Origin of the sequence: Bacillus sp. MUM 13 (assembly GCF_001866725.1) — a bacterium.
In the GTDB taxonomy this organism is placed as follows: domain Bacteria; phylum Bacillota; class Bacilli; order Bacillales; family DSM-1321; genus Peribacillus.
The window spans coordinates 18,879-42,911 of sequence record NZ_MLYQ01000003.1 but is presented as its reverse complement, the minus strand read 5'-3'; the positions used below and the strand labels follow the sequence as shown (position 1 = coordinate 42,911).

At 40.5% G+C, this 24,033-nt stretch carries 27 protein-coding genes; 18 read left to right on the top strand and 9 right to left on the bottom strand.

Going from position 1 to position 24,033, the window contains the following annotated elements; genetic code table 11:
- Positions 1-10: 10 nt before the first annotated feature.
- The 3 genes from BIV59_RS01510 to BIV59_RS01500 form a co-directional block, all read right to left on the bottom strand.
- Positions 11-634 (bottom strand): TetR/AcrR family transcriptional regulator, encoded by a 624-nt coding sequence (locus BIV59_RS01510; protein ID WP_071349668.1) that lies wholly within the window; start codon positions 632-634, stop codon positions 11-13.
- A gap of 309 nt (positions 635-943) precedes the next feature.
- Entirely contained in the window at positions 944-1,588 is a 645-nt protein-coding gene (locus BIV59_RS01505; protein ID WP_071349667.1) for a GDSL-type esterase/lipase family protein, read from the bottom strand.
- Between the two features lie 39 nt (positions 1,589-1,627).
- Positions 1,628-2,365, bottom strand: a complete 738-nt coding sequence (locus BIV59_RS01500) for a class I SAM-dependent methyltransferase (RefSeq protein WP_071349666.1) — start codon at positions 2,363-2,365, stop codon at positions 1,628-1,630.
- A 179-nt stretch (positions 2,366-2,544) separates the two neighbouring features.
- On the opposite strand from BIV59_RS01500, the gene BIV59_RS01495 reads away from it, so the two are divergent.
- From BIV59_RS01495 to BIV59_RS01460, 8 genes are all read left to right on the top strand, one after another.
- Positions 2,545-2,823: a hypothetical protein gene (locus BIV59_RS01495; protein ID WP_071349665.1), complete on the top strand. Its 279-nt coding sequence runs from the start codon at positions 2,545-2,547 to the stop codon at positions 2,821-2,823.
- A gap of 256 nt (positions 2,824-3,079) precedes the next feature.
- Positions 3,080-4,804, top strand: coding sequence for a ubiquinone-dependent pyruvate dehydrogenase (gene poxB, locus BIV59_RS01490; RefSeq protein WP_071349664.1), 1,725 nt, complete (start codon positions 3,080-3,082; stop codon positions 4,802-4,804).
- Positions 4,805-4,829: 25 nt separating this feature from the next.
- Positions 4,830-5,123, top strand: coding sequence for a hypothetical protein (locus BIV59_RS01485; RefSeq protein ID WP_071349663.1), 294 nt, complete (start codon positions 4,830-4,832; stop codon positions 5,121-5,123).
- A gap of 103 nt (positions 5,124-5,226) precedes the next feature.
- Positions 5,227-5,430 carry a DUF1657 domain-containing protein gene (locus tag BIV59_RS01480; RefSeq protein WP_071349662.1) on the top strand — a complete coding sequence of 68 codons (204 nt, stop codon included), beginning with the start codon at positions 5,227-5,229 and terminating at the stop codon, positions 5,428-5,430.
- Between the two features lie 118 nt (positions 5,431-5,548).
- Positions 5,549-6,028: a stage V sporulation protein AC gene (gene spoVAC / locus BIV59_RS01475; protein WP_071349661.1), complete on the top strand. Its 480-nt coding sequence runs from the start codon at positions 5,549-5,551 to the stop codon at positions 6,026-6,028.
- Positions 6,028-7,041, top strand: a complete 1,014-nt coding sequence (spoVAD, locus tag BIV59_RS01470; protein ID WP_071349660.1) for a stage V sporulation protein AD — start codon at positions 6,028-6,030, stop codon at positions 7,039-7,041. Before spoVAC ends, spoVAD begins: the two co-directional genes overlap by 1 nt.
- Positions 7,042-7,075: 34 nt before the next feature.
- On the top strand, positions 7,076-7,282 hold the full coding sequence (locus BIV59_RS01465; RefSeq protein WP_071349659.1) for a DUF1657 domain-containing protein: 207 nt from the start codon (positions 7,076-7,078) through the stop codon (positions 7,280-7,282).
- Positions 7,283-7,310: 28 nt separating this feature from the next.
- Positions 7,311-8,171: a DUF421 domain-containing protein gene (locus BIV59_RS01460; protein WP_071349658.1), complete on the top strand. Its 861-nt coding sequence runs from the start codon at positions 7,311-7,313 to the stop codon at positions 8,169-8,171.
- A gap of 123 nt (positions 8,172-8,294) precedes the next feature.
- Here the strand turns inward: BIV59_RS01460 and BIV59_RS22630 are convergent, their stop codons facing one another.
- Together BIV59_RS22630 and BIV59_RS22625 are read right to left on the bottom strand one after the other, a co-directional pair.
- On the bottom strand, positions 8,295-8,399 hold the full coding sequence (locus tag BIV59_RS22630) for a YjcZ family sporulation protein (protein WP_083391989.1): 105 nt from the start codon (positions 8,397-8,399) through the stop codon (positions 8,295-8,297).
- Between the two features lie 34 nt (positions 8,400-8,433).
- Positions 8,434-8,559, bottom strand: coding sequence for a YjcZ family sporulation protein (locus BIV59_RS22625; protein ID WP_083391988.1), 126 nt, complete (start codon positions 8,557-8,559; stop codon positions 8,434-8,436).
- Between the two features lie 242 nt (positions 8,560-8,801).
- Between BIV59_RS22625 and BIV59_RS01455 the strand changes: the two genes are divergently transcribed.
- From BIV59_RS01455 to BIV59_RS01435, 5 genes are all read left to right on the top strand, one after another.
- Entirely contained in the window at positions 8,802-9,413 is a 612-nt protein-coding gene (locus tag BIV59_RS01455) for a TetR/AcrR family transcriptional regulator (protein ID WP_071349657.1), read from the top strand.
- Between the two features lie 244 nt (positions 9,414-9,657).
- Positions 9,658-10,188, top strand: a complete 531-nt coding sequence (locus BIV59_RS01450) for a GNAT family N-acetyltransferase (RefSeq protein WP_071349656.1) — start codon at positions 9,658-9,660, stop codon at positions 10,186-10,188.
- Complete coding sequence (locus BIV59_RS01445; protein WP_083391987.1) at positions 10,151-11,386, top strand: MFS transporter; 1,236 nt, start codon at positions 10,151-10,153, stop codon at positions 11,384-11,386. Before BIV59_RS01450 ends, BIV59_RS01445 begins: the two co-directional genes overlap by 38 nt.
- A 21-nt stretch (positions 11,387-11,407) precedes the next feature.
- On the top strand, positions 11,408-12,292 hold the full coding sequence (locus tag BIV59_RS01440; protein ID WP_071349655.1) for a GNAT family N-acetyltransferase: 885 nt from the start codon (positions 11,408-11,410) through the stop codon (positions 12,290-12,292).
- Positions 12,293-12,426: 134 nt separating this feature from the next.
- Positions 12,427-12,609 (top strand): hypothetical protein, encoded by a 183-nt coding sequence (locus tag BIV59_RS01435; protein ID WP_071349654.1) that lies wholly within the window; start codon positions 12,427-12,429, stop codon positions 12,607-12,609.
- Positions 12,610-12,703: 94 nt separating this feature from the next.
- Here the strand turns inward: BIV59_RS01435 and BIV59_RS01430 are convergent, their stop codons facing one another.
- The 4 genes from BIV59_RS01430 to BIV59_RS01410 all read right to left on the bottom strand — a co-directional run bounded on the left by BIV59_RS01430 (position 12,704) and on the right by BIV59_RS01410 (position 17,699).
- Positions 12,704-13,663 (bottom strand): D-2-hydroxyacid dehydrogenase, encoded by a 960-nt coding sequence (locus BIV59_RS01430; protein ID WP_071349653.1) that lies wholly within the window; start codon positions 13,661-13,663, stop codon positions 12,704-12,706.
- A 155-nt stretch (positions 13,664-13,818) separates the two neighbouring features.
- A complete protein-coding gene (locus BIV59_RS01425) occupies positions 13,819-14,694 on the bottom strand; it encodes an aldose 1-epimerase family protein (RefSeq protein ID WP_071349652.1) in 876 nt (291 codons plus the stop codon).
- A 774-nt stretch (positions 14,695-15,468) separates the two neighbouring features.
- Positions 15,469-16,419, bottom strand: a complete 951-nt coding sequence (locus BIV59_RS01415; RefSeq protein WP_071349734.1) for a MerR family transcriptional regulator — start codon at positions 16,417-16,419, stop codon at positions 15,469-15,471.
- Between the two features lie 335 nt (positions 16,420-16,754).
- Positions 16,755-17,699 carry a glycine-rich domain-containing protein gene (locus BIV59_RS01410; RefSeq protein ID WP_071349650.1) on the bottom strand — a complete coding sequence of 315 codons (945 nt, stop codon included), beginning with the start codon at positions 17,697-17,699 and terminating at the stop codon, positions 16,755-16,757.
- A 230-nt stretch (positions 17,700-17,929) separates the two neighbouring features.
- Here BIV59_RS01410 and hutP point away from each other — a divergent pair, with 230 nt between their 5' ends.
- From hutP to hutG, 5 genes are all read left to right on the top strand, one after another.
- On the top strand, positions 17,930-18,367 hold the full coding sequence (gene hutP / locus BIV59_RS01405; protein WP_071349649.1) for a hut operon transcriptional regulator HutP: 438 nt from the start codon (positions 17,930-17,932) through the stop codon (positions 18,365-18,367).
- A 127-nt stretch (positions 18,368-18,494) separates the two neighbouring features.
- On the top strand, positions 18,495-20,021 hold the full coding sequence (gene hutH / locus BIV59_RS01400; RefSeq protein ID WP_071349733.1) for a histidine ammonia-lyase: 1,527 nt from the start codon (positions 18,495-18,497) through the stop codon (positions 20,019-20,021).
- A 19-nt stretch (positions 20,022-20,040) separates the two neighbouring features.
- The gene (gene hutU, locus BIV59_RS01395; protein WP_071349648.1) at positions 20,041-21,708 is read left to right on the top strand and encodes a urocanate hydratase; all 1,668 of its coding nucleotides are present in this window, start codon (positions 20,041-20,043) and stop codon (positions 21,706-21,708) included.
- Between the two features lie 6 nt (positions 21,709-21,714).
- Positions 21,715-22,992 carry an imidazolonepropionase gene (hutI, locus tag BIV59_RS01390; protein ID WP_071349647.1) on the top strand — a complete coding sequence of 426 codons (1,278 nt, stop codon included), beginning with the start codon at positions 21,715-21,717 and terminating at the stop codon, positions 22,990-22,992.
- Complete coding sequence (gene hutG / locus BIV59_RS01385) at positions 22,961-23,902, top strand: formimidoylglutamase (protein WP_071349646.1); 942 nt, start codon at positions 22,961-22,963, stop codon at positions 23,900-23,902. Before hutI ends, hutG begins: the two co-directional genes overlap by 32 nt.
- Positions 23,903-24,033 lie beyond the last annotated feature (131 nt).

Here is a 24,033-nt window from a genome sequence, read left to right as displayed (position 1 = left end):
ACTTGTCGGGCTAGTTGTCTGTCAGTCCATAAAGGAGGACATGAACAACTAACTTTGCATGCTTTATTGTTTTCTCCTTAATTTCTTTTTCTGTAAGATTTTTAATAGGAAAGGAGTGACTCAGCATACTTAGTAAAATATAAGACATGCTAACTGGATTTGTTTCTGTGCCTTCCGAATTTTTTAGCATCCCGCTTTTCAGCCCTTCTTCAAAAACTCCTGCAATTGGCAGCAGATATGCGTTGAACCACCATTTTTCGATGGATGGCTGAAATTCATCCGGCAGCTCGTGCCTAATATCATGAAACATTTGTGACAGGTTTTGCGGACTGTTCACCAAAATATAGTGAATGACCTCGTAAAGCCGTTCTTCAATACTGCTTGATCTTTTTATGATTCGTTCAATAGCAGATTGAGCCGTCTTTAGCTCATCCTGCAAAACAGCCACATATAAATCATTTTTATTAGAAAAATAATGGTATAATGCTGGCTGTGTCAAGCCGCATGCTTCAGAAATTTTCCTTGTGGAAACTGCCCTGTAGCCAAGTTCCATAAATAATTTCCGGGCGGTGCTTATGATGGTGCTCCTGGTTTCGCCTATGCTGATTTCTGAAGAATCGTGTCTTTTTTTCATTTTGAAGATCTCCTTTGCAAGCTCACGCTGAGCGTAATACAGGCTCCTTTCTAAAATGACTGAATAAAATTTATCAACTGATAAGGGAAAATAACTTCAAGTCTAATTTTCCCCTTTAAGTTATTTGAAGAATACCATCATTCTTACTTCATTACAATTCAAAACCTGCTGTAAATGTGCTAAGTGAAATTTCCGAAAAAATTATCATGTGAATCAATTTATGTATTAGCTTCATAAGAATACTTGGCTAACAGAGCGAGCATTAAAAAATACAAAAAGGGGCCTCAATAACTAGGCTCCTTTTCGGTTTTATTGGGGGCTTGCAACAAAGCTATATCCCAGTTTTCTTAGCGTTTCAGCCATTAGCTGATAGCCTAGGCTATTTGGATGGATGCCGTCCATTGAAAGCAATTCTTTTTCACGGCCTTTAAAAGCTGCGTATATGTTGGCAATCTCAACGTGAGGGGCGTTGCCGAACTTCTGGATGTGCTCGTTGAAATTTGTGATCCACCTATCGGCAAGGCTGACTTGAGGAAGCGGATTATACAGGTTAAGAATCCTGACCGCATATGGCGAATCGTTATTTCGTTTTATTTTATATATTTTAGATATAATCTCTGAAAAATTTTGCTGAGCAGAATCCAATGTTTCAGCGAAAATTTTTTCATCCCTCTGCTGCTCATATTTTCTCAGGGCGTGAATTAAATCATTTCCTCCGCCTGTAATTGTTATCAAATCTGCACTCTCTACCCATTGTACGACAAACCGGTTATTAAGAAATATGGAGATATCTTCTGTTTCAATTCCCGTTCTGGCTTTGACCTGAAGAGCTACTCTTTCTTGCAGGTCCTCTTCCAGCATTTTTTTATATCTTTGAACAAAACCGGGAGAGAAAAGAGGGGTTCCTGTACCGATTGTCAGGGAATCTCCCAAGGCTGTATAGTGAATGGCCATATTATTCCTCCAATACACACTTTTATATCAGCAGCTACTTTAGCTGAATTGACTTCTTGACTTTACTGCCCTGAATGCCCGGTACCCTAGCTTATCGCCATGTGATAATGTCAAAAGCTGATGCTTATGCATAATTTCATCAAACTCTTTATTTGCAGGGGCAAGAGGCATATTTGCAAAATCTGAGATCGGCATCTCTTCTAATTCCTTTAATATGGTATTCGATTTAAGGATCTGTACACCTTTGAAATTCGCTAAATTATGAGCCTTCAGCCATTCATTCTCTGTGAAAATTTCTTTCATTTGATAAAACTTTTTCAATTCTGCCTTTTCTTCTTTTTTTAATGAGGGTTCTGCAGTCATATCAATATGAAGCAAGACACCTCCTGGTTTAAGGACCCTATACAGCTCTCTCAGTGTATTATTGATATTTGTAAACGCTATTGAAGACTCGGCAATAATAAAATCAAAACTGCCATCCTTAAAAGGTGTCGACTCCATCGAACTTTGTAGGATTTGAATCGGAATTTTTTCTTGCTTAAAACGCTGTAAAGCTTTTTTAATCATTTCAGGATGTGTGTCAATAGCTGTAACCGGGCACGAAAATGTCCTGAAAAGATAGGAAGATGTTTGCCCCGTTCCGCATCCGGCATCAAGCACAGTTGTCTTATCCGATATTTTTTCTTTTGCCAATATCTTCTTTGTAAGCCCGAAGCCTCCCGGATGGGCGCCTTCAATACCATAAAATGCCAGGACATCCTGATAGGTCAGATTCACGGTTTCAACTCCTATTGTGTTTGTTTTTTGTTTTATACTATGTATCCAGTACTGAGATGAATGGGCATATATAGCACATTTAACTGAAAAGCACTGTTTTTTGCCCTCATTTGTGTGTATGTCCATTCGAAAAAAAAACCCTTGCATATTCTATAAAAAAAGGAGGTGCATACCAAATTATGGTAAATAATAACTACTATGGAATGTGTAAAAATGGTATCGGCAGAGCAGTTGAAATACGGACTAACCGTGGCACAGTTCACCGGGGCATTATTGAAAGGGTAACCCCTTACAAAGTTTACATCCGGCCTTTAAGAGGCGGGGGCCGTAACTATCGGGGTTATGGATATGGATATTATGGCGGAGGATATGGCTGGGGCTGGGGCTGGGAGGGCGCAGCTGCAGGTTTCGCATTAGGCGCCATTACATCTCTTGCTTTTCTTGCTTTTTTATGGTGAATTGATAAATACAGCGGATTTTTATCAAGAATGTGCAGAGCAAAGAATGCTGGCATGCAAATACAAGAGGAAGAAATTATTGTTACTAAGAGGTGCTTTCAGCGCCTCTTTACTTTTTTCCTGATACATAACTTAACTAAGACACAATTAGCATTTACAGTGTATAGCCCTTAATCTTCCGATAAAGAATAGAAATGGAAGTTACCTGCTTTTTAAGGATCTTTCTCTAAATACCGGTACATAGGGAGATGTCAATATGAAACAAACAATTGCTGACTTATTAATCGATTCATTGCTTCATGCTGGGGTAAAACGAATTTATGGAATTGTAGGAGATTCCCTTAATGCCGTTCTCGATTCCATCCGAAGCTCTGGAAAAATAGAATGGATTTCCGTGCGGCATGAAGAAGTTGCTGCTTTTGCAGCAGGTTCCGATTCCATTTTAACTGGCAGTATTGCTGTTTGTGCAGGCAGCAGCGGTCCGGGAAATTTACACTTGATTAATGGATTGTATGATTGCCACCGAAGCCGGATACCTGTACTCGCCATCGCTGCTCATATACCAAGCAGCGAAATAGGGGGAGACTATTTTCAGGCGACGCGTCCGGAACAGTTATTCAAAGACTGCAGCCATTTTGCGGAAGTCATGACAAGACCTGAACAAATGCCGCGTCTTGTAACACTTGCCCTTCAGCAGGCAGTATCCAAAAAGGGGGTAGCCGTTTTGGTTCTTCCTGGTGATATTGCTGCTTTGCCGGATACCGAAACAGTTCCTGACCAGGTCATCCACCTTACTAATCCAGTGATCCGGCCATCTGAAGAAGAACTGAGCCGTCTGGCTGAATATCTGAACCATGGCAAAAAAATCACACTATTATGCGGGGCAGGGTGCGAGGGCTCTCATAGTGAATTGATGAAACTATGCAGTAAGCTTAAGTCTCCAATGGTAATCGCTTTAAGAGGAAAAGAACATTTAGAGTATGACAATCCATATTCTGTTGGCCTGACGGGCCTTATCGGCTATTCTTCCGGCTACCATGCAATGATGAACTGCGATGTTTTGCTAATGCTTGGCACTGATTTTCCGTACCGGCAATTCTTCCCCAAAAAAGCAGTCATCCTTCAAGTCGACATCCGTGCGGAGCATCTTGGAAGAAGAGCTGACTTAACAATGGGACTATGCGGAAATGTCAAAGATACTGTAGAATGTCTGCTTCCATATTTAACAAATGAGCATGACTCCAATCATCTTGATAAATACACGGATCATTATAAAGAAGTCCGAAAAGGGCTCGATAAGCTGGCAGCAGGAAAACCGGGAAGAAAACCGATTCATCCTCAATACCTCACCAAACTTGTAAGTGATCTGGCAGAGGAAGACGCTATTTTTACTTGTGATGTAGGCACTCCGACATTATGGGCAGCACGATATCTTCAAATGAATGGGAAAAGGAGACTGCTAGGGTCCTTTAATCACGGAACAATGGCCAATGCTTTGCCGCAGGCTATAGGGGCCCAGACCTCAAAAAAGGGCAGGCAGGTTATAGCACTATGCGGGGATGGGGGTCTTTCCATGCTTATGGGTGATTTGCTTACAGTTAAACAATATAATCTGCCCATTAAAATTGTGGTGTTCAATAACAGTTCATTGAACTTTGTAGAATTGGAAATGAAGGCATCCGGCTATTTAGAAACTGGTACAAGCCTTAATAACCCGAATTTTGCAGCAGTTGCAGAGGCACTTGGCATTAAAGGCTGGCGTGCAGAAGACCCAGGTGAGCTGGAAGAAACATTGCGTTCAGCCTTTTCACACGATGGGCCTGCACTTATTGATATAACGGTAAACCGCCAGGAGCTTTCCCTTCCTCCAAAAATAAAATTTGAACAAGCACACGGTTTCACTTTATGGATGCTAAAGGCCGTATTAAATGGACATGGAAGCGAATTAATTGAACTAGCGAAAACTAATTTGAGGAGATAATGATTACAAATTAAGGAGAAATAGTATGGAGTTTATGTGTTTTAGGATTGAGGCAAGTCTGGATGAAGATGCGAAAGGTATATTAAACGCGGTATGGAATGAAAAACAATTTAGAGAACTTGACCGATTAGACACGATAGATCTTTCAGCATTAAAAGATCATTATACGATAACCTCCAGGCAAGCCGGCAAAAGCAAGTGGATCATTTCAATCGAAGACAACTATACCGGCTGGATTGCTGCACAATGTGAAATCAGTTTAAATGACATTCAAAACGGGAGAATGGACATTGGAAATATAGAGATCGTTATGGGTTGACCGAATTGCCCGCTTGATTTGGTTAAAATTAGAAAACATAAAACAAAGCATTTTTCATCATTCTATTACTGTAAGTAGTATATAAAAAGGAGCTGAAAACAAAATGACTGTAATCAATCAGGTCAAAACGACACTGGCAGGTTTAAAGAGTGCTCAAGCCAACTTTGAAGCTTTTGCTCTTGGTACAGATAACCAGCAGGCTAAACAGCTTTACCAGAATGCAGCCCAGCAAACTCAATCACTTGTTGAAAGTCTTTCTCCGCGCATTCAGGAAATGGAGCAGGAAGAACCGCAATATAAGCAATAATCCGCACCAAAAGGGGCTGGCATTCTCAGCCAGCCCTTTTATTTGAACAATATGGATTGGTTTAATTATTACATACAACCCAAGACATCATATATCAAGATTAAAAGTAGGTGTTTATATGTCCAGCAATAAAAAGAAAAAACTGACCCCTGTGCAGCAGGAATATCAAAAACTGCAATCACAGATTGAAATAAAGAGGCCTGTATTTATGAATTGTATACGGGCATTTGTTATTGGAGGGCTCATTTGCCTGATTGGCCAAGCTATTTCCTTAGTGTATATGCACTTTTTTAACTTTACAGGCCAGACAGTCGGAAATCCCGTTGCTGGTACAATGATCTTTTTGTCCATGCTTTTAACTGGATTTGGAGTTTATGACCGAATCGCCCAATTTGCAGGTGCCGGATCGGCTGTACCGTTAACCGGATTCGGGAACGCAGTCATTTCAGCTGCAATTGAACATCGGACAGAAGGATTTGTACTCGGAGTAGGAGGAAATATTTTCAAATTAGCGGGTTCTGTCATTGTTTTTGGGGTATTTTCCGCCTTTGTGGTTGCAATGATTAAAACAATTCTCATCAAATGGGGGGGACTATAATGCTTACCGGGCATCGCACATGGATTTTTGAAAACAAGCCAGCAATTATATCCTCCTCAGCAATAGGGGGCCCTTTTGAAGCAAACGGGCCGCTATCAGATGACTTTGACCTGCTTCATGCAGATTTGTGGCTTAAACAGGATTCCTATGAAAAGGCTCATAGAGTTCTTTTAGAGGAAGCCTGCCAAAAAGCGATAGAGAAAGCGGGGCTTCAAAAAGAGCAGATTCAATTTTTCCTTGGCGGAGATCTTATCAACCAGATTACGCCTACAAGCTTTGCGTTAAGAACTATGGGAACTCCATATTTAGGCTTATTTGGAGCCTGCTCGACTTCAATGGAAGGGCTCGCTCTTGGAGCATACCTTGTCAATACGTCCGGTGCCAAGTATTTAATGACCGGAGCATCCAGTCACAACGCAGCTGTTGAAAAACAATTCCGCTATCCCACAGAATACGGGGGGCAGAAACCTCCAACCGCACAGTGGACAGTTACAGGGGCAGGCGTTGCCTTGCTGAGTGACCAGGGAAATGGCCCTCGTGTTACATCAGCAACTGTCGGTCGCGTCATTGATATGGGATTAAGCGATCCTTTTAATATGGGAGGAGCGATGGCACCGGCGGCTGTGGATACGATTGAGGCACATCTTAAGGAAAGGAATATTGACCCTTCCTATTATGATTTGATAGTGACTGGAGACCTTGGGAGTATTGGCCATGAAGTGTCTCTGCAGCTGTTAAAAAAGCATGGAGTCAAAATTAATGAAAATCAATACAAGGATTGCGGAATGATGATATACAAAAAAGGACAGCCGGTTCTTGCAGGTGCGAGCGGTCCGGGCTGCTCTGCCACAGTTGTTTATGGACACTTGCTGAACTCCATGAAAAAAGGAGAATTAAACAAAATTTTAGTGGTTGCAACAGGTGCTCTCCTATCTCCATTATCCTTTCAGCAAAAAGAAACGATACCATGTATTGCCCATGCAGTGTCAATTGAGTCCGACATGGTACCGTGAATGAAAAACACTAAAAGAGGGAAGGTGAACGAGGATGACAACAGCATCTGCAGTAAAACAGTGTCTTGCCAGCCTGAAGGGTATTGAATCTGAATTATCTGGCCTTGCTATAAGAACAGAAGATGAAGAATCACAGCGAAAACTCCATCAAGCGATGATTACTGTTCATGAAATAGTGTTGGATATGGAGCGCAGAGCAGGGGAAATGGAGCAGGAAGAGCCAACTTACAAGGGATTTTAACTTATTTATTAAGCAGGAGGTGTTAGGCATGCCTGAATGGATCAATATAATTTTCCGGTCTTTCTTATTCTTAGTTGTCCTGTTTTTTATTACAAAATGGCTGGGCAAAAAACAGATTTCTCAGCTCTCATTTTTTGAGTATGTTACTGGCATTACAATCGGAAGCATCGGCGCAGAAGTGGCCACAAAGATTGAACACAGCATCATCAATGGAGTGGTCTCGATAGCAACCTTTGCTATTGCGCCCTTTATAGTTGGCCTGATATCTTTAAAAAGCAAATCATTCCGTGGTTTTGTAGAAGGCAAAGGAACAGTATTTATCAAAGACGGCAAAATCATGGAGGATAACTTAAAAAAAGAAAAATACACTACTGATGAGTTACTTGAACTGCTTCGGAAAAAGGATGTATTTAACGTTGCAGATGTTGAGTTCGCCGTTCTCGAAGCAACCGGTGACCTGACCGCAATGCTAAAAAAAGAAAAACAGCCATTGACCCCAAAAGATCTTCAAATGAATATAGCACCCATTAAAGAATCCCAAGCTGTTATTATGGATGGAGAAATAATGGATGAACCATTATCTACAGCAGGGAAGAATCGCAAGTGGCTGCACACGGAATTATCTAAAATGGGTATTACAGTTGAAAATGTATTTCTTGGCCAAATTGACTCTTATGGAGAGCTGACAGTTGATCTTTTTGATGATAAACTTAAGGTAGCATCCCCGCAGGAAAGGCCGCTCCTGTTGGCATCTTTCAAAAAATGCCAGGCAGATTTAGAGCTCTTTGCCCTAGGAACAGATTCGCAGGATGCTAAGAATATGTATCATAAAAACAGTTTAAAACTGCAAAAAGCGATTGATGATGTCACGGCAATTTTAATAAGCTGAAAAAGCAGAGGTTTTTCAATCCTCTGTCTTTTTTTGCAACTGGAGTTTTGGGGCTTGTCCGTGATCCTCCAGGAAAAAAGAACAGATAAAATCTGTCCTTTTAACTATACCTTCCTAAAAACTTTAGTATAGTCCTGCACATGAACATCCAATGATGATCAATAAAATGAACAGAACAACTATTAAAGCAAAGCCGCTGCCGTAACCTCCGTAACCGCCGTCACCCATATTTATACCTCCATTCCTAATTTATGTGTTAAACTTAATTCCAGCACGCGCAACCAATGATGATTAATAAAATGAATAACACAACGATTAGTGCAAAGCCGCTACCATAGCCGGTAGAAACAGGTGCTGTGTATCCATATCCGCATCCGCCAAAGCACATTGAATATTTCCTCCTTAAAAGGGTACTCGGAGCTGCCTTAAATGCAATTCCTAATGCTATGTTATGTAGCAAGACAGCAGTTGTTACGGACAATCATCCAGATAATTGAGAAAGGGCTTGAAGGATAATAACCCTTTTCAGGCATAAAACCGGTTAATTAAAGATACCTATTTGAATTATTTTCTTGCTCTTGATAAACTAAATAGTCAGTTTAATAAAAATCCCGGTAAAGGAGAATCAACATGCCTAAGGTGTCGGATGATTATAAAGAGAAGAAACGTGAGCAATTATTGGAAAGCGCATTAAAATGTTTTGGTGAAAAAGGATATCAGGCAGCAACTATGGATGATATTGTTGCTTATTCAAAAACAAGCAAAGGCTTAATTTATAATTATTTTAAAAGTAAGGAAGAGCTATATTTATCATTGATGGAAGAACGGACGAGCAAATCCTTTAAGCAGCTTTCTGAACGATTCACTGCTATCGATTCTGCAAAAGAAAAAATACGAGTATTGTTCAGCATCTATAAAGAAAGACCGCAGACATCTGAGTGGAGAAATATAATCAGTGTTCATATGGACTTCTGGATCAATTCAGCTAAACAGGATAAATTGGGTGAAATAATGAAAAATCGGTACAAAGAACAATACAGGCTTTTCATGGCTGATATCATTGAAGAGGGGAAAAAGAAAGGGGAGTTTAAAAAAGAGGTTTCTTCTGAAGTTGCCGGCAGTTTATTTTGGGCGATGATTGATGGTATTTGCCTGCACTATTCCGTTGTTGCAGAAGATTATGCGTATACAGAACATTTTGAAACAGCTGAAGAAATGTACATGAATTATCTTCTTCAATAACATCAAAAAAATCAGGCTGGATCATAAAGGTCCACCTGATTTTTTAGTCTCGTGTAAATAAACAATTTTTTAGTGATTACCATTCCCCCATAAAATTAAAGTGAGAAGATATGCAGCTTAACAAGGTTTAAAGGTTTCTCATTTACTTAATTCTAAAAATTGTTTGACAATTTTAGGAGCAGTGAATAAAATAAACTTAACAGTCAGTTTTATTTAATTAAATAAAAGAAAGGGAGGTTTTTATATGGCAGTAAAAAACAAATTAATAACCGATAGACTGATCCTCCGGCCATTCCAGCTCTCTGAGGATATGGAAGCGTACGCATCAATAGCTGCGCAGCATGAGGTGGGAAAGTGGCTTCCAAAAAGAGGGGGATACACCTTCGAAGAAGCAAAATCAATGATGAAAAATTTTATCAGGCATTGGGAAGAGGAGGGTTATGGGCCATGGGCATTGACCAAAAAGGATGGTACTTTAATTGGACATATAGGTTTGAATAAAATATCAGACTTAGGAGAGGTTGAGCTTTTATATGCAATTGAGAAGGATAGCTGGGGAAAGGGGTATGCAAGTGAAGCGGCAGCTGCTTCGGTTTCATTTGCTTTTCATACACTTGGACTTAAGAAATTAATCGGACTGATCAAGCATGATAATGATCGTTCAAGAAGAGTGCTGGAAAAAGCCGGAATGACATATGTGAAAGAAATCAGATGGCGAGGAATGGATTTATTTTATTATGAGCTCCATTGCCAGAATCCACGGAAAGATGGGTAAACAGTCGTACTTTTTATATACTAAATCTTTTTCTGACATGGGCAGCATGATGGAAATGCTGGTTATGAATTCTGTTATATTTTCAAAAACGGAAAGCACTGTCTGGCTTTCTGCAGTATTATCGGCAAGAGTTTTTGGAGGGATTCTCTCAAGCATAGTTTCCGGTATTCTTGCAGATCGCTTCAACCGGCGGCAAATCATGATTTATAGTGATTTTATCAGAGGGGGAATAATATTAACACTCTGTTTCTTTTCTTCTCCATTTTTATTGCTTTTAGCTGCATTTTTAATGGGAATATTCTCAAGCTTTTTTTCGGTAAGTTTTAATGCTGAAATACCTCAAATTTTTGGAGAAGAAAAGGCAGTCAAGGTCAACTCGCTGCTTTCAAGGCTAAGTGCAATATCAATGGTAATCGGCTTTTTTGGGGCAGCCTTCCTTGCGGAAGTTTTAAATCCCATGGGTATTTTCGTTATCGATGCCCTTTCATTTTTTCTATCAGGAGCAGCACTGCTCAAAATTAAATGGGATTCAATTAAGCCAGTTTCTAAGGCCGTTCCAACGCATTGGCTTAAGGAGAGCCTTGAAGCCTGCAGGTTTGTCAGGGAAAGACCGCTGCTTTTAATGATATTTATTATTTTTCTATGTCAAACTTTTGCAGCAAGCTCACAGAATCTTGGAATTCCTCTTTTATCTGAAAGCTTGAGCTCTGAAAATTTCTCATTTTATCAGGGAATGATATGGGGATGCTGGGGTCTTGGGTGTATTTTAACGAGCATGTTTGTTCCAGGATTGAAAATGCTTAACCACAATTTTTTCCTTTCTTATATGGTTTTTTCAATGTTCGCCTCAATGGGGTTTATTTTATTAATGTGGAATAACGCCATCTTTTATATTATGGTGTTAGCTTTTATTACTGGAATGTTTGATGGAGGAACAGGTATCTATTTTAATGCTATTCTCCAAAAAACCGAAAATCGCATACGGGGAAGAATCTTCGGTATAGCAAACTTCTTAAATCGGCTGGGATTCGCTTTCGGATTTTTAGCAGCAGCTCAAGTGCTAAGGCATGTATCGATGCCTATGCTTGTTCTTTTTTTTCACGGGGGAATGATAGTAGCCGTATTATTAGGTTTCATTGTTTTATTATCAAAAAGACAGAATGTAAAAAAAACCATTATAGAAAATGAATCTATATAACAAATAAAGGGAGTGTCAGGAATGGCAATTGATCGCTTAACAGAAAAATTTGTGATTGTTAAATGTTCCGATGTAAAAATTGAAGATGTGTACAGTGCTTTTGACGCTGGTTTTTCTGATTATATTATTCCAATGAAAATTTCTCAGCAGGCGTTCATTGATAGATTTTTTGGTCCTGAGGGAAATCAGCTTGAAACTTCATATATCGCTTACTATGAAAATAAGCCAGCCGGTGTCATTCTGGGAGGAATCAGATATTTTGATGGCATAAAAACAATAAGGTGCGGGGCGATGGCCATTTCAGCTGAATTTCGCGGAACCGGGATAAGCAGGATCCTTTTTGATGCTCATAAAAAAGCAGCGGAGGAAAACAACTGCAGGCAGCTTTTTTTAGAAGTGATCAAAGGCAATGAAAGGGCTATTGCTTTTTATCATAAATGCGGATATGAAAAAATATACGATATATCCTATTTTGCAGCTGAAAATCCTGAAAAATTAACACGCTTTCAAGCAATTGGCAAAAATCCTGCAATTAGGATTGATGAGGTGGATTTTCAATTATTCAGTGCTGCTGCCGATAACTGGGAATTTCATATTAATTGGCAAAACGACTTACCTTATTTGGAAAGCAGCGACAATGTCAGTTATTTTGCTGCATTCGATGATGAACAAGTGATTGGCTGCCTTTCTGTCAACAGTGGCGGAAATATCAGTTTATTATATACAGACAAAAGATATCGAGGAAAGGGAGTAGCAACCAGGCTTTTATTTGAAGGAATAACGAAGCTGAAGGCAGCAAAACTCCAAGCGGGATTTCCCAACAACAGCCTTGCTGAAGGATTTTTAAAAAAAGCGGGTTTCAAAAAAACAGCACTTGCTCAATATGAAATGTACCTCTTGCTTTAAAAGTGTTCCATTTGGAGCAGGAGGAAACATGACCCCGCTATACTGCCCGGTCCCCTTATTTATATCAGATAGATAATTAAGAGGGATTGAGATGCTAAAACTCAGGCTGAATACACATTCAAGGGGAGAGAGGGATGAAAAGCATGATAAATGATTATGAATGGATGGAATTATATAAGCTTCAAAGACAGGAACTTGAAAGAAAAGCCAAAATGGCCGGTGAAAGGGCCGAAAGATTGAATGCCGCCAAAGTAAATGGCTTAAGAAAGGAGACAATAAATCTAAGAGAAAATCAAATATGCCTGGACTGCGAGTGATGTGAAAATTGTCCAGACCAAGCACACACAGCAAAAGCCCATAATATTATGGGATGATGGCTGTGTGTGTTTTTTTGATAGATAAAAATTATCTTTAATACCCTTTTTTATAATCAACAAGATTTAAAGAAGGCATTTGTCCTTCTGCGTATTCTTTCAGATTAGGAATAAATATTTCCTCAATCAGCCGTTTGTCATAATATTCTGTGGATCCTGCAGTATGGGGTGTAACGATTACATTCTCAAGCTCCCATAATGGATTATTTGCAGGAAGAGGCTCTTGTTCGAATACATCCAGTCCAGCACCAGCAATTTTCTGATTCTTAAGAGCTTCAATCATTTCACTTTCAACTGCTATTGAGCCGCGGCCGATATTGATAAAAAACGAGGACGGCTTCATTAAACTGAATTCATTTTTGCCGAACATTCCTTTAGTTTCTTCTGTTAGGGGCAGTGTGACCACAACATAGTCACATTGAGGCAAAACGGTATGCAATTTATCAGAAGTAAACATTTCGTCTACAAATTCTGCTTGCTGGCCTGAGTGACGTACTCCTAGCACCTTCATGCCAAAGGCTTTTGCAATTTTAGCCGTTTCAAGGCCGATTGCCCCAATTCCAAGAATACCGATCGTTTTCCCATGGATTTCTGCGTTCATATTGGCATGATCCCATCTCTTGGATTGCTGATTCTTGACATATGTATGAATTTTCCTGGTTAACGAAAGAATAAGTCCAAATATGGTTTCAGAGATAGGGTACGAATGTACACCATTTGCTCCTGTAATCAATATTTCCTTCACTTTCAGATCTTTAAGAGGCAAGTTGTTAACTCCTGCACTCCATGTTTGAATCCAGCGAAGCTTGCTGCTGTTTAAAACAGTATCTTTCACATTCGGTTTCCAGCCTGCCAGAACTTCTGCATCATCCAAATGTTTTTCCCAAATTTCAGGTTCCTTTCCATAGATCACTTCCCAATCTGGAATGATCTTTTGAATTTTTTCAGCAAGTGATTTTTCTACATTATGAGTTATTACAAGTTTACGCTTTGCCATATTACGCTCTCTCCCTGCCTTTTTAAGTAGTGAAAACGAATAACTTAATAAATAGAAAATATAATTTCAATATTGTAATTATATCAATAAAAGCAATAAAAATGAAAAATAAGGGATAAAATGCGCAAACTATTTGGCTTGCGCATTTTATCCCTTTAAGAACCAATTGTAATTTTATAGCTGCATGAATAGGTTTCCCCTGGATCAAGTGAAACGATTCCTTTTTTATTCTTCAGTTCCCCAGGCTCTCCAGATGCATCTGCAATGCCTTGCCAAGGTTCAATACAGACAAATGGCGCTTCATTATGAGGTTTCCATATACCCGCGTAGGGCATCCCTGCAAACTCAACCTCAACAAAGCATGAGTGTTTTTTTGAACGGAGGGCAATTTTATTTTGTTTGAGATTTTCAAAAATTAGAGCATCCTTTTCAAATAGATCATTGTTAAGCTCAAGAGTTTGCGAGGCAGGGGCAATTTGCCTTTTTTCAGGCATGCGTGTGCCGCCTTCCAATTCAAATACTGTCATTTTCTCTTTCTCGCCAAAGTCTAAATAGTAATCCTCGAACTGTTCATCCTCAAACACAGGGCAGCGAAAAGCAGGATGGCCACCGATTGAAAAGTACATAGCTTCCTTGCCAGGATTATTCACTTGATATCGGACCAAAACACTATTGCCTGCTAACTCGTACGATATTTCTAAATGAAAAGGAAAGGGATATATTTCTAAAGTGCTTTTTGTAGAAGAAAGGGTGTATGCATGTTTTGATGCATGGGATTCGCTTTCCTCAAATTCCAGATCCCTGGCAAAACCGTGCTGGGAAAGGTGAAAATCCTTTCCATTCACATAATATGTATCCTTGTTGACCCTTCCCACAATTGGAAACAGAACAGGAGCATGTCTGCCCCAAAATGCCTTATCGGCTTGCCACAAGTATTCTTTGCCATTTTCCTTTGAAAAGATACTGACAAGTTCAGCACCTTTGTCCTGCATTTTTACAATAAGTGTTTCGTTTTCAAGCTGTGATAACATGTTGATAGCTCCTTGCTTTCATAGATTTGTTCTTAGCATGCGCAACTTTTGAAATTAAAAGCCCCTGTCAACTGCCAGGTTGATTTACCAATCCTGCAGTAAAGTTAACATGTTTTACACAAATTTTCCCTGTATCTGTAACATTATCATCGCTTAGTGCTTTAATCTCAGCCTTATATGGATCATTTTGGAGGATGCTACAGAGAATGTTAACTAAATGGGAGGTCCCGGAATTTTAAGACATTACCAAATCATCTCGTTCAGTTTTGTGGGGAATGATGCGGGATTTGTTATCTTTCCAGTTTATCAACGCCAACGCAGATGCTGACGTCTGCATGACCTTATGAAATGAAATTGTCGAAGCACTGCTATTATGAGTGATTCCTTCATTATTTACCCTGGGACGGCTGAAGGAGAATATGATGAAGCCATAATTGTTCGTCAAGCAAACCTCGTGCGCCAGAACCTTTTTGCGGGTTATTAAGCTCAATCCCTGCCTATTCAAATTTTCCGATCGTTTAACGTGCCTTCCAATACGGAATACAGGCACCTCGCCCTTTGTGAAAAAATCATAAATCTTTATTTGGAAATCCATAGATAGATATATTTCCCTCCGGCATTTATTTTATCTTACATGTATCGCTATGTAAAACAGCACACTTTGAACTTGTGCAGAAGGTTCCGCACTTTCCGGCTAAAAATCATTTCAAAGTTTTTTATGGTCCAAAAAAAAGAACCGGCAGCATGCCGGCTCCATCTCAGTTCGATCTTTAATTATGACCAGACATTCCACCATTTTTTATGTTTTTTTGCAGCAGCAGCCTCTCTATAACCGGTTACCATGTCTTGAAAAGCTTCCTCACGCTCTTTGACTGCTTCAGTGAATTGCTGCAGATTAAGGTTCATAACATCTACCATGTGCTCCCTTTCATGCTGAAAGGTTTTCGACATGCTTGTTATATCCTTCTGGGCTTCTTTAACAGTTCGAGAGATTTTAGTTAACATATTTTTACTTTCATTCATCGTGTTCCTTGAAGATTCTGTAATTTGCTGTGACAGCAGTTCGTAAGTATCTTCCGAAGCTTTCGCAATGCAGTCGGAGATGGTTCCGAAAGTTTCGAAAGTAAGTTCCGAAGCTTTCTCAATAGCATCGTTCAGGAACTGAATTTCAGCTTGGCGTTTGTCATTTGAACGCTGTATCGATTTGGCAACTCCTTGGATCGTATGCATGTTTCCTTGATTGATGACCGTCTGAAGGTCTTCCACAATTTCCGTTTTACCATTTTGAATGACACCTTTAATCTCCCTGATCATATCCTGTCGGTAGTTTTCCATAACTGTTAGCATTTCTTCCATTCTCAAAACTTCTGGCGCCGGTTCATTAGGCGCGGGGGCGTTTGGCACTGCAGCAATTATTTCATTTGTTTCACTTGGCTTTCCGGAACCTCCGAAGGTTTCGGAAGCAGGTTGTGAAACGCCATTCAGGTGTTGTTCCAAAAGCGTTCGTATCATTTCTCTGCTAATATTTTTATCCCGCATTTCCTTGATCTTTTTCAAGAGGGCCATTTCCATATCAGTGTAAAATCTGGCACCCTGCTTGGATCTTGGAATATGCAGAAGCCCCGTAAAGTCTTTTTCCCATTGTCTGATAGTACCGGTTGGAACATTGATTTTTTTAGAAACATCCTTTATTGAATATGCTCTGGTTATTTGATTTGCACTCATTAATATGTCAGCCCTTTCACAGCAAATTTTTATTGAAGCTTGATAGCATGTATATTCTCTCATTACTTTCAGTTTTTCCTGCCATCTGACAAAAGCTATCAAAAGAAGAAGGGATTCAGCAAAACCTTGTAAAAACCATCAATTTCTTTATGAATGGCTGTTTTCGTAAACTTTGTTGCTATGGAACAAGGGGGTGATTTCCGCTACAGGATGCTCCAATCAACCTGCTTTAACAATCGATTTACCTCGGAAACTTATTAAATAACAACAACCTTTAAGAAAAGAGCCTTATGAAAATAAAAAATTCCATACTCCGAAAAGTATGGAAAGAACATTCATGAAGAAGAGCAGGAGCTGCAGGAAGTGCAAGAAGAACAGCTGGAGTCCCAACCAAAATGGCTTCCTCCATGTCCGGTGTCTCCATGGTGTCCGCTTAACCCTTCATGATGTGAATGATGACTGTGAGTCAGGCTGTCATCACCGAAGATATGCCTGCAGTGAATTTGATAGTTGCAATCATCTGTTTGGGCGAAAAAGAAGTAGGCGTAACTTGCATCATTATTATATCTATATAGATTTTTCCAGTCGGCAGCGTCTTCCATTTTGCTATTTTTTATCTTGGAAACAAATGTCTCAAAAACACGGATTGTCTCCAGGTTTGCCTGATTGCGCATATATTTATTTTTCAGATAAGAAAGATCTTCATTTATAAATTCATTGAAATATACCTGGCCTATTCCTTCTTTGAAAAAAGGTCCCCAAACAGAAAGTGAAGAATTGTCGATCGAGAATAATTGTACATAGCAAAAGTCAAAAAATGTTCGTTCAAAGGGCTTGTAAACAGGTTCTGTTTTGGGGTGATGGAAAATTTCGCATCCTGCAAAGTCCTTGCAGAATTGCTGGTACTCATCCTGATGATTCAACATGGTATGCCATAATTCATCAACCTTTGGACTAAACATTTCCATACTTTTAAAAATGGAGGCCATCAAAAGATAACGCTGAATTTCCCTCCAGTATAAGGCAGCCTGTGATTGGGACATCCTTGGGAATTTATTGCGGAATTCTGTATTGACCTTTTCCATATATTCATAGTGTAAAGCTTCATTCATGGATGAGGCCAACGGCTCAGCAATCTCATGATGTCCAATGTTTTTTATGCTTTCGAAAACAGCCTTGAAGTCTCTTTCAAATCGTTCATGTCTTGCGGCTCCTCTTTTTAATTCCGCCTGAAAAATCAATATTAAGATAGCAGCTCCTATAATTAATAACCAGACCATGATTTCAGCCCTTCCTAAAATAAATTAGGTTAAATTTTACAAATAAAACTAATTATACCACACGGTCATCAGGGATAAGACATGAAGTTTTGCCTTTATTGGAATTACATCTAGTCTTTACCATGCTGCCTTATTAATAGACTGAAATTTCAAAATATTTGTTTGACAGATTAAAGAAGGGGACCTTACAATAAAAGAAGTTATTAGTGAATAGAGAATTGGTGAAAATTATGAGCCAGACTGTCCAAATAGGAAAAATTGCTATTCTGCTTGCTGCTTTGACAGAAGAAGAAATAAAGGGCTTTCTTCCAGCCTTACATTCCGTTAGATTTTGCCAGGGAAAAGTAGGCTCGATGAATATGCAAAAAATCATCTCTGCTGTTGAAACGGCTGCAAAAAGAAATAAATTGATTTCAGAAGAACATTACCGGGAAACACACTCCTTATATCACGCGATTATCGAAGCAATCGAAGGTGTTACACGAGGGCAGATTGCAATAGGGGAAATGTTGAGAACGGTTGGTCTCAGGTTTGCCGTAGTCCGGGGCAGGCCATATGAAAAACAAGGTGAAGGAGAATGGATTGCAGTAGCATTTTATGGAACCATCGGTGCACCTGTCAAAGGACTGGAGCATGAAACAGTTGGTTTGGGCATCAATCATATTTAACTAACATTGCCTAAAGTCATTAGCGATTGAGGGGGCGATGATGGCACTACCATGCCATTATCGCCTTTTTGTGCAGAAAAAAACGGGTTTATCAATTTCAATCAGGAATATTCAGGAGGCAGGTAACATGATTGAATTGTCAGGGCATGCATTGTCATTGGATAAAATCGAAAGAGTGTGTTTTGAAAATGAATTGGTTTCCATTAGCACCGGCAGCATGGAACGGGTAAAAAACAGCAGAAAGGCAGTAGAAAGAATAGTTTCTGAAAAAAAAACCATATATGGAATCAACACTGGGTTTGGCAAATTTAGTGACGTAACCATTGATGAAAGTGATGTAAATGATCTTCAGCTACATTTAATCAGGTCACATGCCTGCGGGGTGGGTGAGCCATTTCCAGAAGAAGTGTCAAGAGCCATGCTGCTGCTGAGGCTAAATGCGCTGCTAAAAGGCTTTTCGGGAATCCGTCCCATCATAGCTGAGCAGCTGGCAACCCTTTTAAACAAGAGAATCCATCCGGTCATTCCGCAGCAGGGTTCATTAGGCGCATCAGGCGACTTGGCACCTCTCTCTCATCTGGCGCTCGTTTTGTTGGGAGAGGGAAAAGTATTTTATAAAAAACACATCATTTCTGCTAATGCAGCATATTTGCAAGAGGGATTGAATCCTGTCAGCCTGCAGGCAAAGGAAGGGCTAGCCTTAATTAACGGAACTCAGGCAATGACGGCGATGGGAGCTGTGTGCTGGCTGGAGGCAAGCAAGCTGGCATATCAAAGTGAGATGATTGCTTCACTTACAATCCAGGGGCTTGAAGGAATAATAGATTCCTTTCATCCTGCCATCCATGAGGCCCGCGGATACCAGCAGCAAATAGATGTTGCTAAAAGAATCAGGGTCATTTTACAAGGCAGCAGCCTTGTCACCAGACAGGGGGAAAAAAGGGTTCAGGATGCATACTCAATCCGCTGTATCCCTCAGGTTCACGGGGCATCCTGGCAGGCTTTGGATTATGTGAAGGAAAAACTTGAAATAGAAGCGAATGCGGCAACTGATAATCCCCTGATTTTTAACGAAGGGGAATTGATTATCTCAGGAGGAAATTTTCATGGACAGCCGATAGCCATCAGCATGGATTTTATGAAAATTGCTGCAGCAGAACTCGCAAGCATTTCTGAACGGCGAATTGAAAGGCTTGTTAATCCGCAGCTGAATGATCTCCCTCCCTTCTTAAGCCCTAATCCCGGCCTTCAATCAGGGGCTATGATCCTTCAATATTGTGCAGCTTCTCTTGTTTCTGAAAATAAAACCCTGGCACATCCTGCAAGCGTCGATTCTATTCCATCCTCAGCCAATCAGGAAGATCACGTCAGCATGGGAACAATAGCAGCCAGACATGCTCATGCAATTATTCAAAATACCAGGCGCGTTTTGGCGATTGAGCTGATATGCGCACTTCAGGCTGCGGAATACAGAGGACCAGATAAATTGTCGCCTATAACCAGGGATTTTTATAATAAAGCCAGAAAAGTCGTCCCTTCCATTAAAGAAGACAGAGTATTTTCAGAAGACATTGAAAATGTAACAAAATGGTTAAAAAAAAATGAACTGTGCTGGACAATGACTCAGGGAAGAGAAATTGTACTGCAATCATAAAAATAAAGGGGGAAGAGATATGCCAATTGAAGCGAACCGAAAAATTACTGTAAAAAGAGGGCTGACATTGGAATGCAAGGGATGGGAGCAGGAGGCAGCATTAAGAATGCTTTACAATAACCTTGATCCTGACGTAGCGGAAAAGCCTGAAGACCTTGTTGTTTATGGAGGCATCGGGAAAGCTGCAAGAAACTGGGAAGCCTTCGACGCTATTGTTGAAACACTGAGGCGGCTGGAACATGATGAAACACTTCTGATTCAATCTGGAAAACCTGTTGCTGTTTTCAGAACCCATGCCGCGGCTCCCCGTGTTTTGTTATCTAATTCTGTGCTTGTGCCCAAATGGGCTACATGGGAACATTTTCATGAATTAGACCGTAAAGGCCTGATGATGTATGGACAAATGACTGCCGGAAGCTGGATATATATTGGTTCACAGGGTATCCTTCAAGGCACGTATGAAACTTTTGCCGAGCTTGCCCGCCAGCATTTTGGCGGTTCACTGAAAGGAACAATAACTCTTACTGCGGGCCTTGGAGGAATGGGGGGAGCACAGCCGCTTGCTGTAACTATGAATGGCGGTGTCTGTATTGCAGTTGATACAGATGCCAAGCATATCAAAAAACGAATACAGACAAGGTATCTCGATGTTTTTGCAGATTCTTTGGATATGGCACTCATCATCGCAAATGAAGCAAAAATTAAAGGCAAGCCCCTTTCCATCGGATTAAAAGGCAATGCAGCAGAAATTCATCATGAGCTCCTTGACCGGCAGGTGCACTTTGATATCGTGACAGATCAAACATCAGCACATGACCCGCTGAATGGCTATATACCTGAAGGAATGGATGTAACAGAAGCAGAACAGCTTAGACGTGATAATCCCGAAGAATATATTAAAAGATCAACCCGTTCAATGGCAAAGCATGTAGAAGCCATGCTTGAATTTCAGCGAAGGGGGTCAGTAGTATTTGACTACGGAAATAATATCCGCCAAATTGCAAAAGATGCAGGTGTTTCAAACGCCTTTGACTTTCCGGGTTTTGTTCCTGCTTTTATCAGGCCGCTCTTTTGTGAAGGAAAAGGCCCATTCAGGTGGGCTGCCCTATCTGGAGATCCAGAAGACATATATAGAACAGACTCATTGATAAACGAACTGTTTCCTGAAAATGAGGCACTCAATCGATGGATAAAAATGGCTCGTGAAAAAGTTGCTTTTCAAGGGCTCCCGGCAAGAATCTGCTGGCTGGGATATGGTGAACGAATGAAAATGGGTCTGGCCATTAATGAACTAGTGCGGTCAGGCGAGCTGAAAGCTCCTATTGTTATTGGGCGTGACCATCTCGACTGCGGATCTGTCGCATCACCTAATAGGGAGACAGAATCCATGAAGGATGGAAGCGATGCCGTAGGGGATTGGGCTATACTGAATGCTTTGGTTAATGTCGCAGCCGGCGGGTCATGGGTTTCCGTCCATCACGGTGGAGGAGTAGGTATGGGATATTCCCTGCATGCTGGAATGGTAGCGGTTGCTGACGGCACTGATCTTGCAGAAGAAAGATTGAAAAGAGTGCTGACAACAGATCCTGGAATGGGAATTGTACGTCATGCAGATGCCGGTTATGAAGCAGCAATCAAAGCGGCAAGGAAAAAAAATCTCGATATACCATCGCTTAAGAGAGGATGATGATTTATGCACGATCTTGTTGTTAGAAATATTAGCCAGCTGATTCTGCCTGAGTCTTCTTTTTCTCCTTTAAAAGGCAAAGAAATGAGTGTTTTAAAAGTGAAGGAAAATGCTGCATTTGCTGTTAAGGACAAAAAAGTGTCCTGGATCGGCAATGATGAGGAAGCTGATTCTATAAAGGCCGGACAATACATCGATGTACAGCAAAAAATTGTTTCTCCTGGTCTTATCGATCCGCATACACATTTAGTTTTTGGCGGTTCCCGTGAAAACGAAATGCCCTTAAAGCAAAAAGGCATGAGTTATTTGGAAATTTTGGCGGGTGGCGGAGGAATACTTTCAACAGTGGCTTCAACAAAAAGAGCTTCAGAGGAAGAACTTTTTCAGAAGGCATCGTTCCATTTGGAAAGAATGATTTCTTTCGGAGTCACTTCACTTGAGGCTAAAAGCGGATATGGACTGGACCGCGATACTGAAATCAAGCAGCTGCGTGTTATTCAAAGGCTGCAGAATGCATTTCCAGCTGCCATTGTCCCGACTTTTCTGGGACCGCACGCCATCCCGCTTTCCTATAAAGGAAGAGAAGAAGATTTTTTAAATGAGATGATTGGTTTGCTTGATGAAATACGCCATAAAGATCTCGCTGAGTTTGCAGATATCTTTTGTGAGACAGGTGTTTTTACTACCGAACAGTCAAGGAAATACTTAAAAGCTGCAAAAAGCAAAGGATTTGGCCTAAAAATCCATGCCGATGAAATCGATTCACTTGGAGGTGCTGAACTTGCAGCTGAACTTGAAGCAGCAAGCGGAGACCATCTTGTAGCTGTTTCTGATAAGGGAATCAAGATGCTTAGTGATTCAAAAACAGTTGCCGTTTTATTGCCGGGAACCACATTTTACTTAGGAAAGGATGGCTATGCACCTGCTCGAAGAATGATTGACAATGGGCTGGCTATTGCTCTCGCGACTGATTTCAATCCAGGAAGCTGTGTAACTGAAAACCTTCAGCTCATCATGTCGCTTGCCGCTCTAAAGTTAAATATGTCAGCGGAAGAAATTTGGAATAGTGTTACAGTTAATGCAGCCCATGCAATTGGCCTGAACGGAAAAGCCGGGACAATTGAAATAGGAAAACCGGCAACCTTTGTCATCTGGGATGCAGATAACTATCATTACGTTCCCTACCACTTTGGTGTTAATCATGCTAAAACTGTTTATTTGGACGGAAATAAAATATGGGAGAGACAGAAGAATGAAAAATTTCAGCTATCTGACTCCAGGTAAGGAAGTTTTTTTCCAAGACCGTAATATGCCAAAAATCTACGATTGTCTGATTCCTTATTCAACAGGGAGGTCTGGTAAAACAGGGATTATTGGCCTGCCATATTCCAGGGCATCGATTTCCTCTTCACAAGCATCTGAAGCTCCGAAAACTATCCGGAATTGTTTGAGGGGGTTTTCCGCTTATTCAGGTGAACAAGTCCAGGATTACAGCGGAGAAGTTATCCTGGACTTTGGAGATGTACCTACACATCCCGCTAACATTGAAGAAACATTAAAAAGGCTCCGTATTTCTGTGAAAGAAATGCTAGGCACGTTTTCTTGTGAACGCCATATCATTCTTGGGGGAGATCATGGAATAAGCTTCCCTGCTATACAGGCATTCCAGGAAATATACGGAACAATTGGTGTCATTCAATGGGATGCACACCATGATGTCAGAAGCTTTGAAGATGGAGGGAGAACAAATGGCACTCCTTTCCGCAGTCTATTAGAAGGGGGATTTATTAAAGGGGAACATCTTGTTCAGGTTGGCATACGTGATTACTGCAACTCTAAAATATATCATGACTACACAAAGAAAAAAGGCATTACCGTTTATTCCATGGGAGATGTTGAGGAAACCGGCATTATTCCAATAATAAGAAAAGAAATCAGCCGGTTATCGGCAGTAACGGATTTAATCTATTTATCCGTAGATATGGATGTTGTGGATCAGGCCTATGCCCCAGGCTGCCCGGCAATAGGGCCCGGAGGCTTAACAAGCAGGGAGCTTATAAAAAGTATAGCTGAAGCATCACGCCATCCGAAAGTAAGAGCAATGGACATAGTGGAAATTGATCCTTCCAGGGATTTCCGTGATATAACAAGCAGGCTTGCTTCAGCAGCCATGCTCGAATTCATATTTTCCTAATAAATTTTGCTATGGAAACAAGGAGTTGATTTCAGCTCGAGAATGTGCGTTTCCAGTTTAAGCAGGATTCTCACACCTTTCGCGCCAATAAACACCATTGAAAATGTGATCGCCCTGTTCGAAAAGAGCCA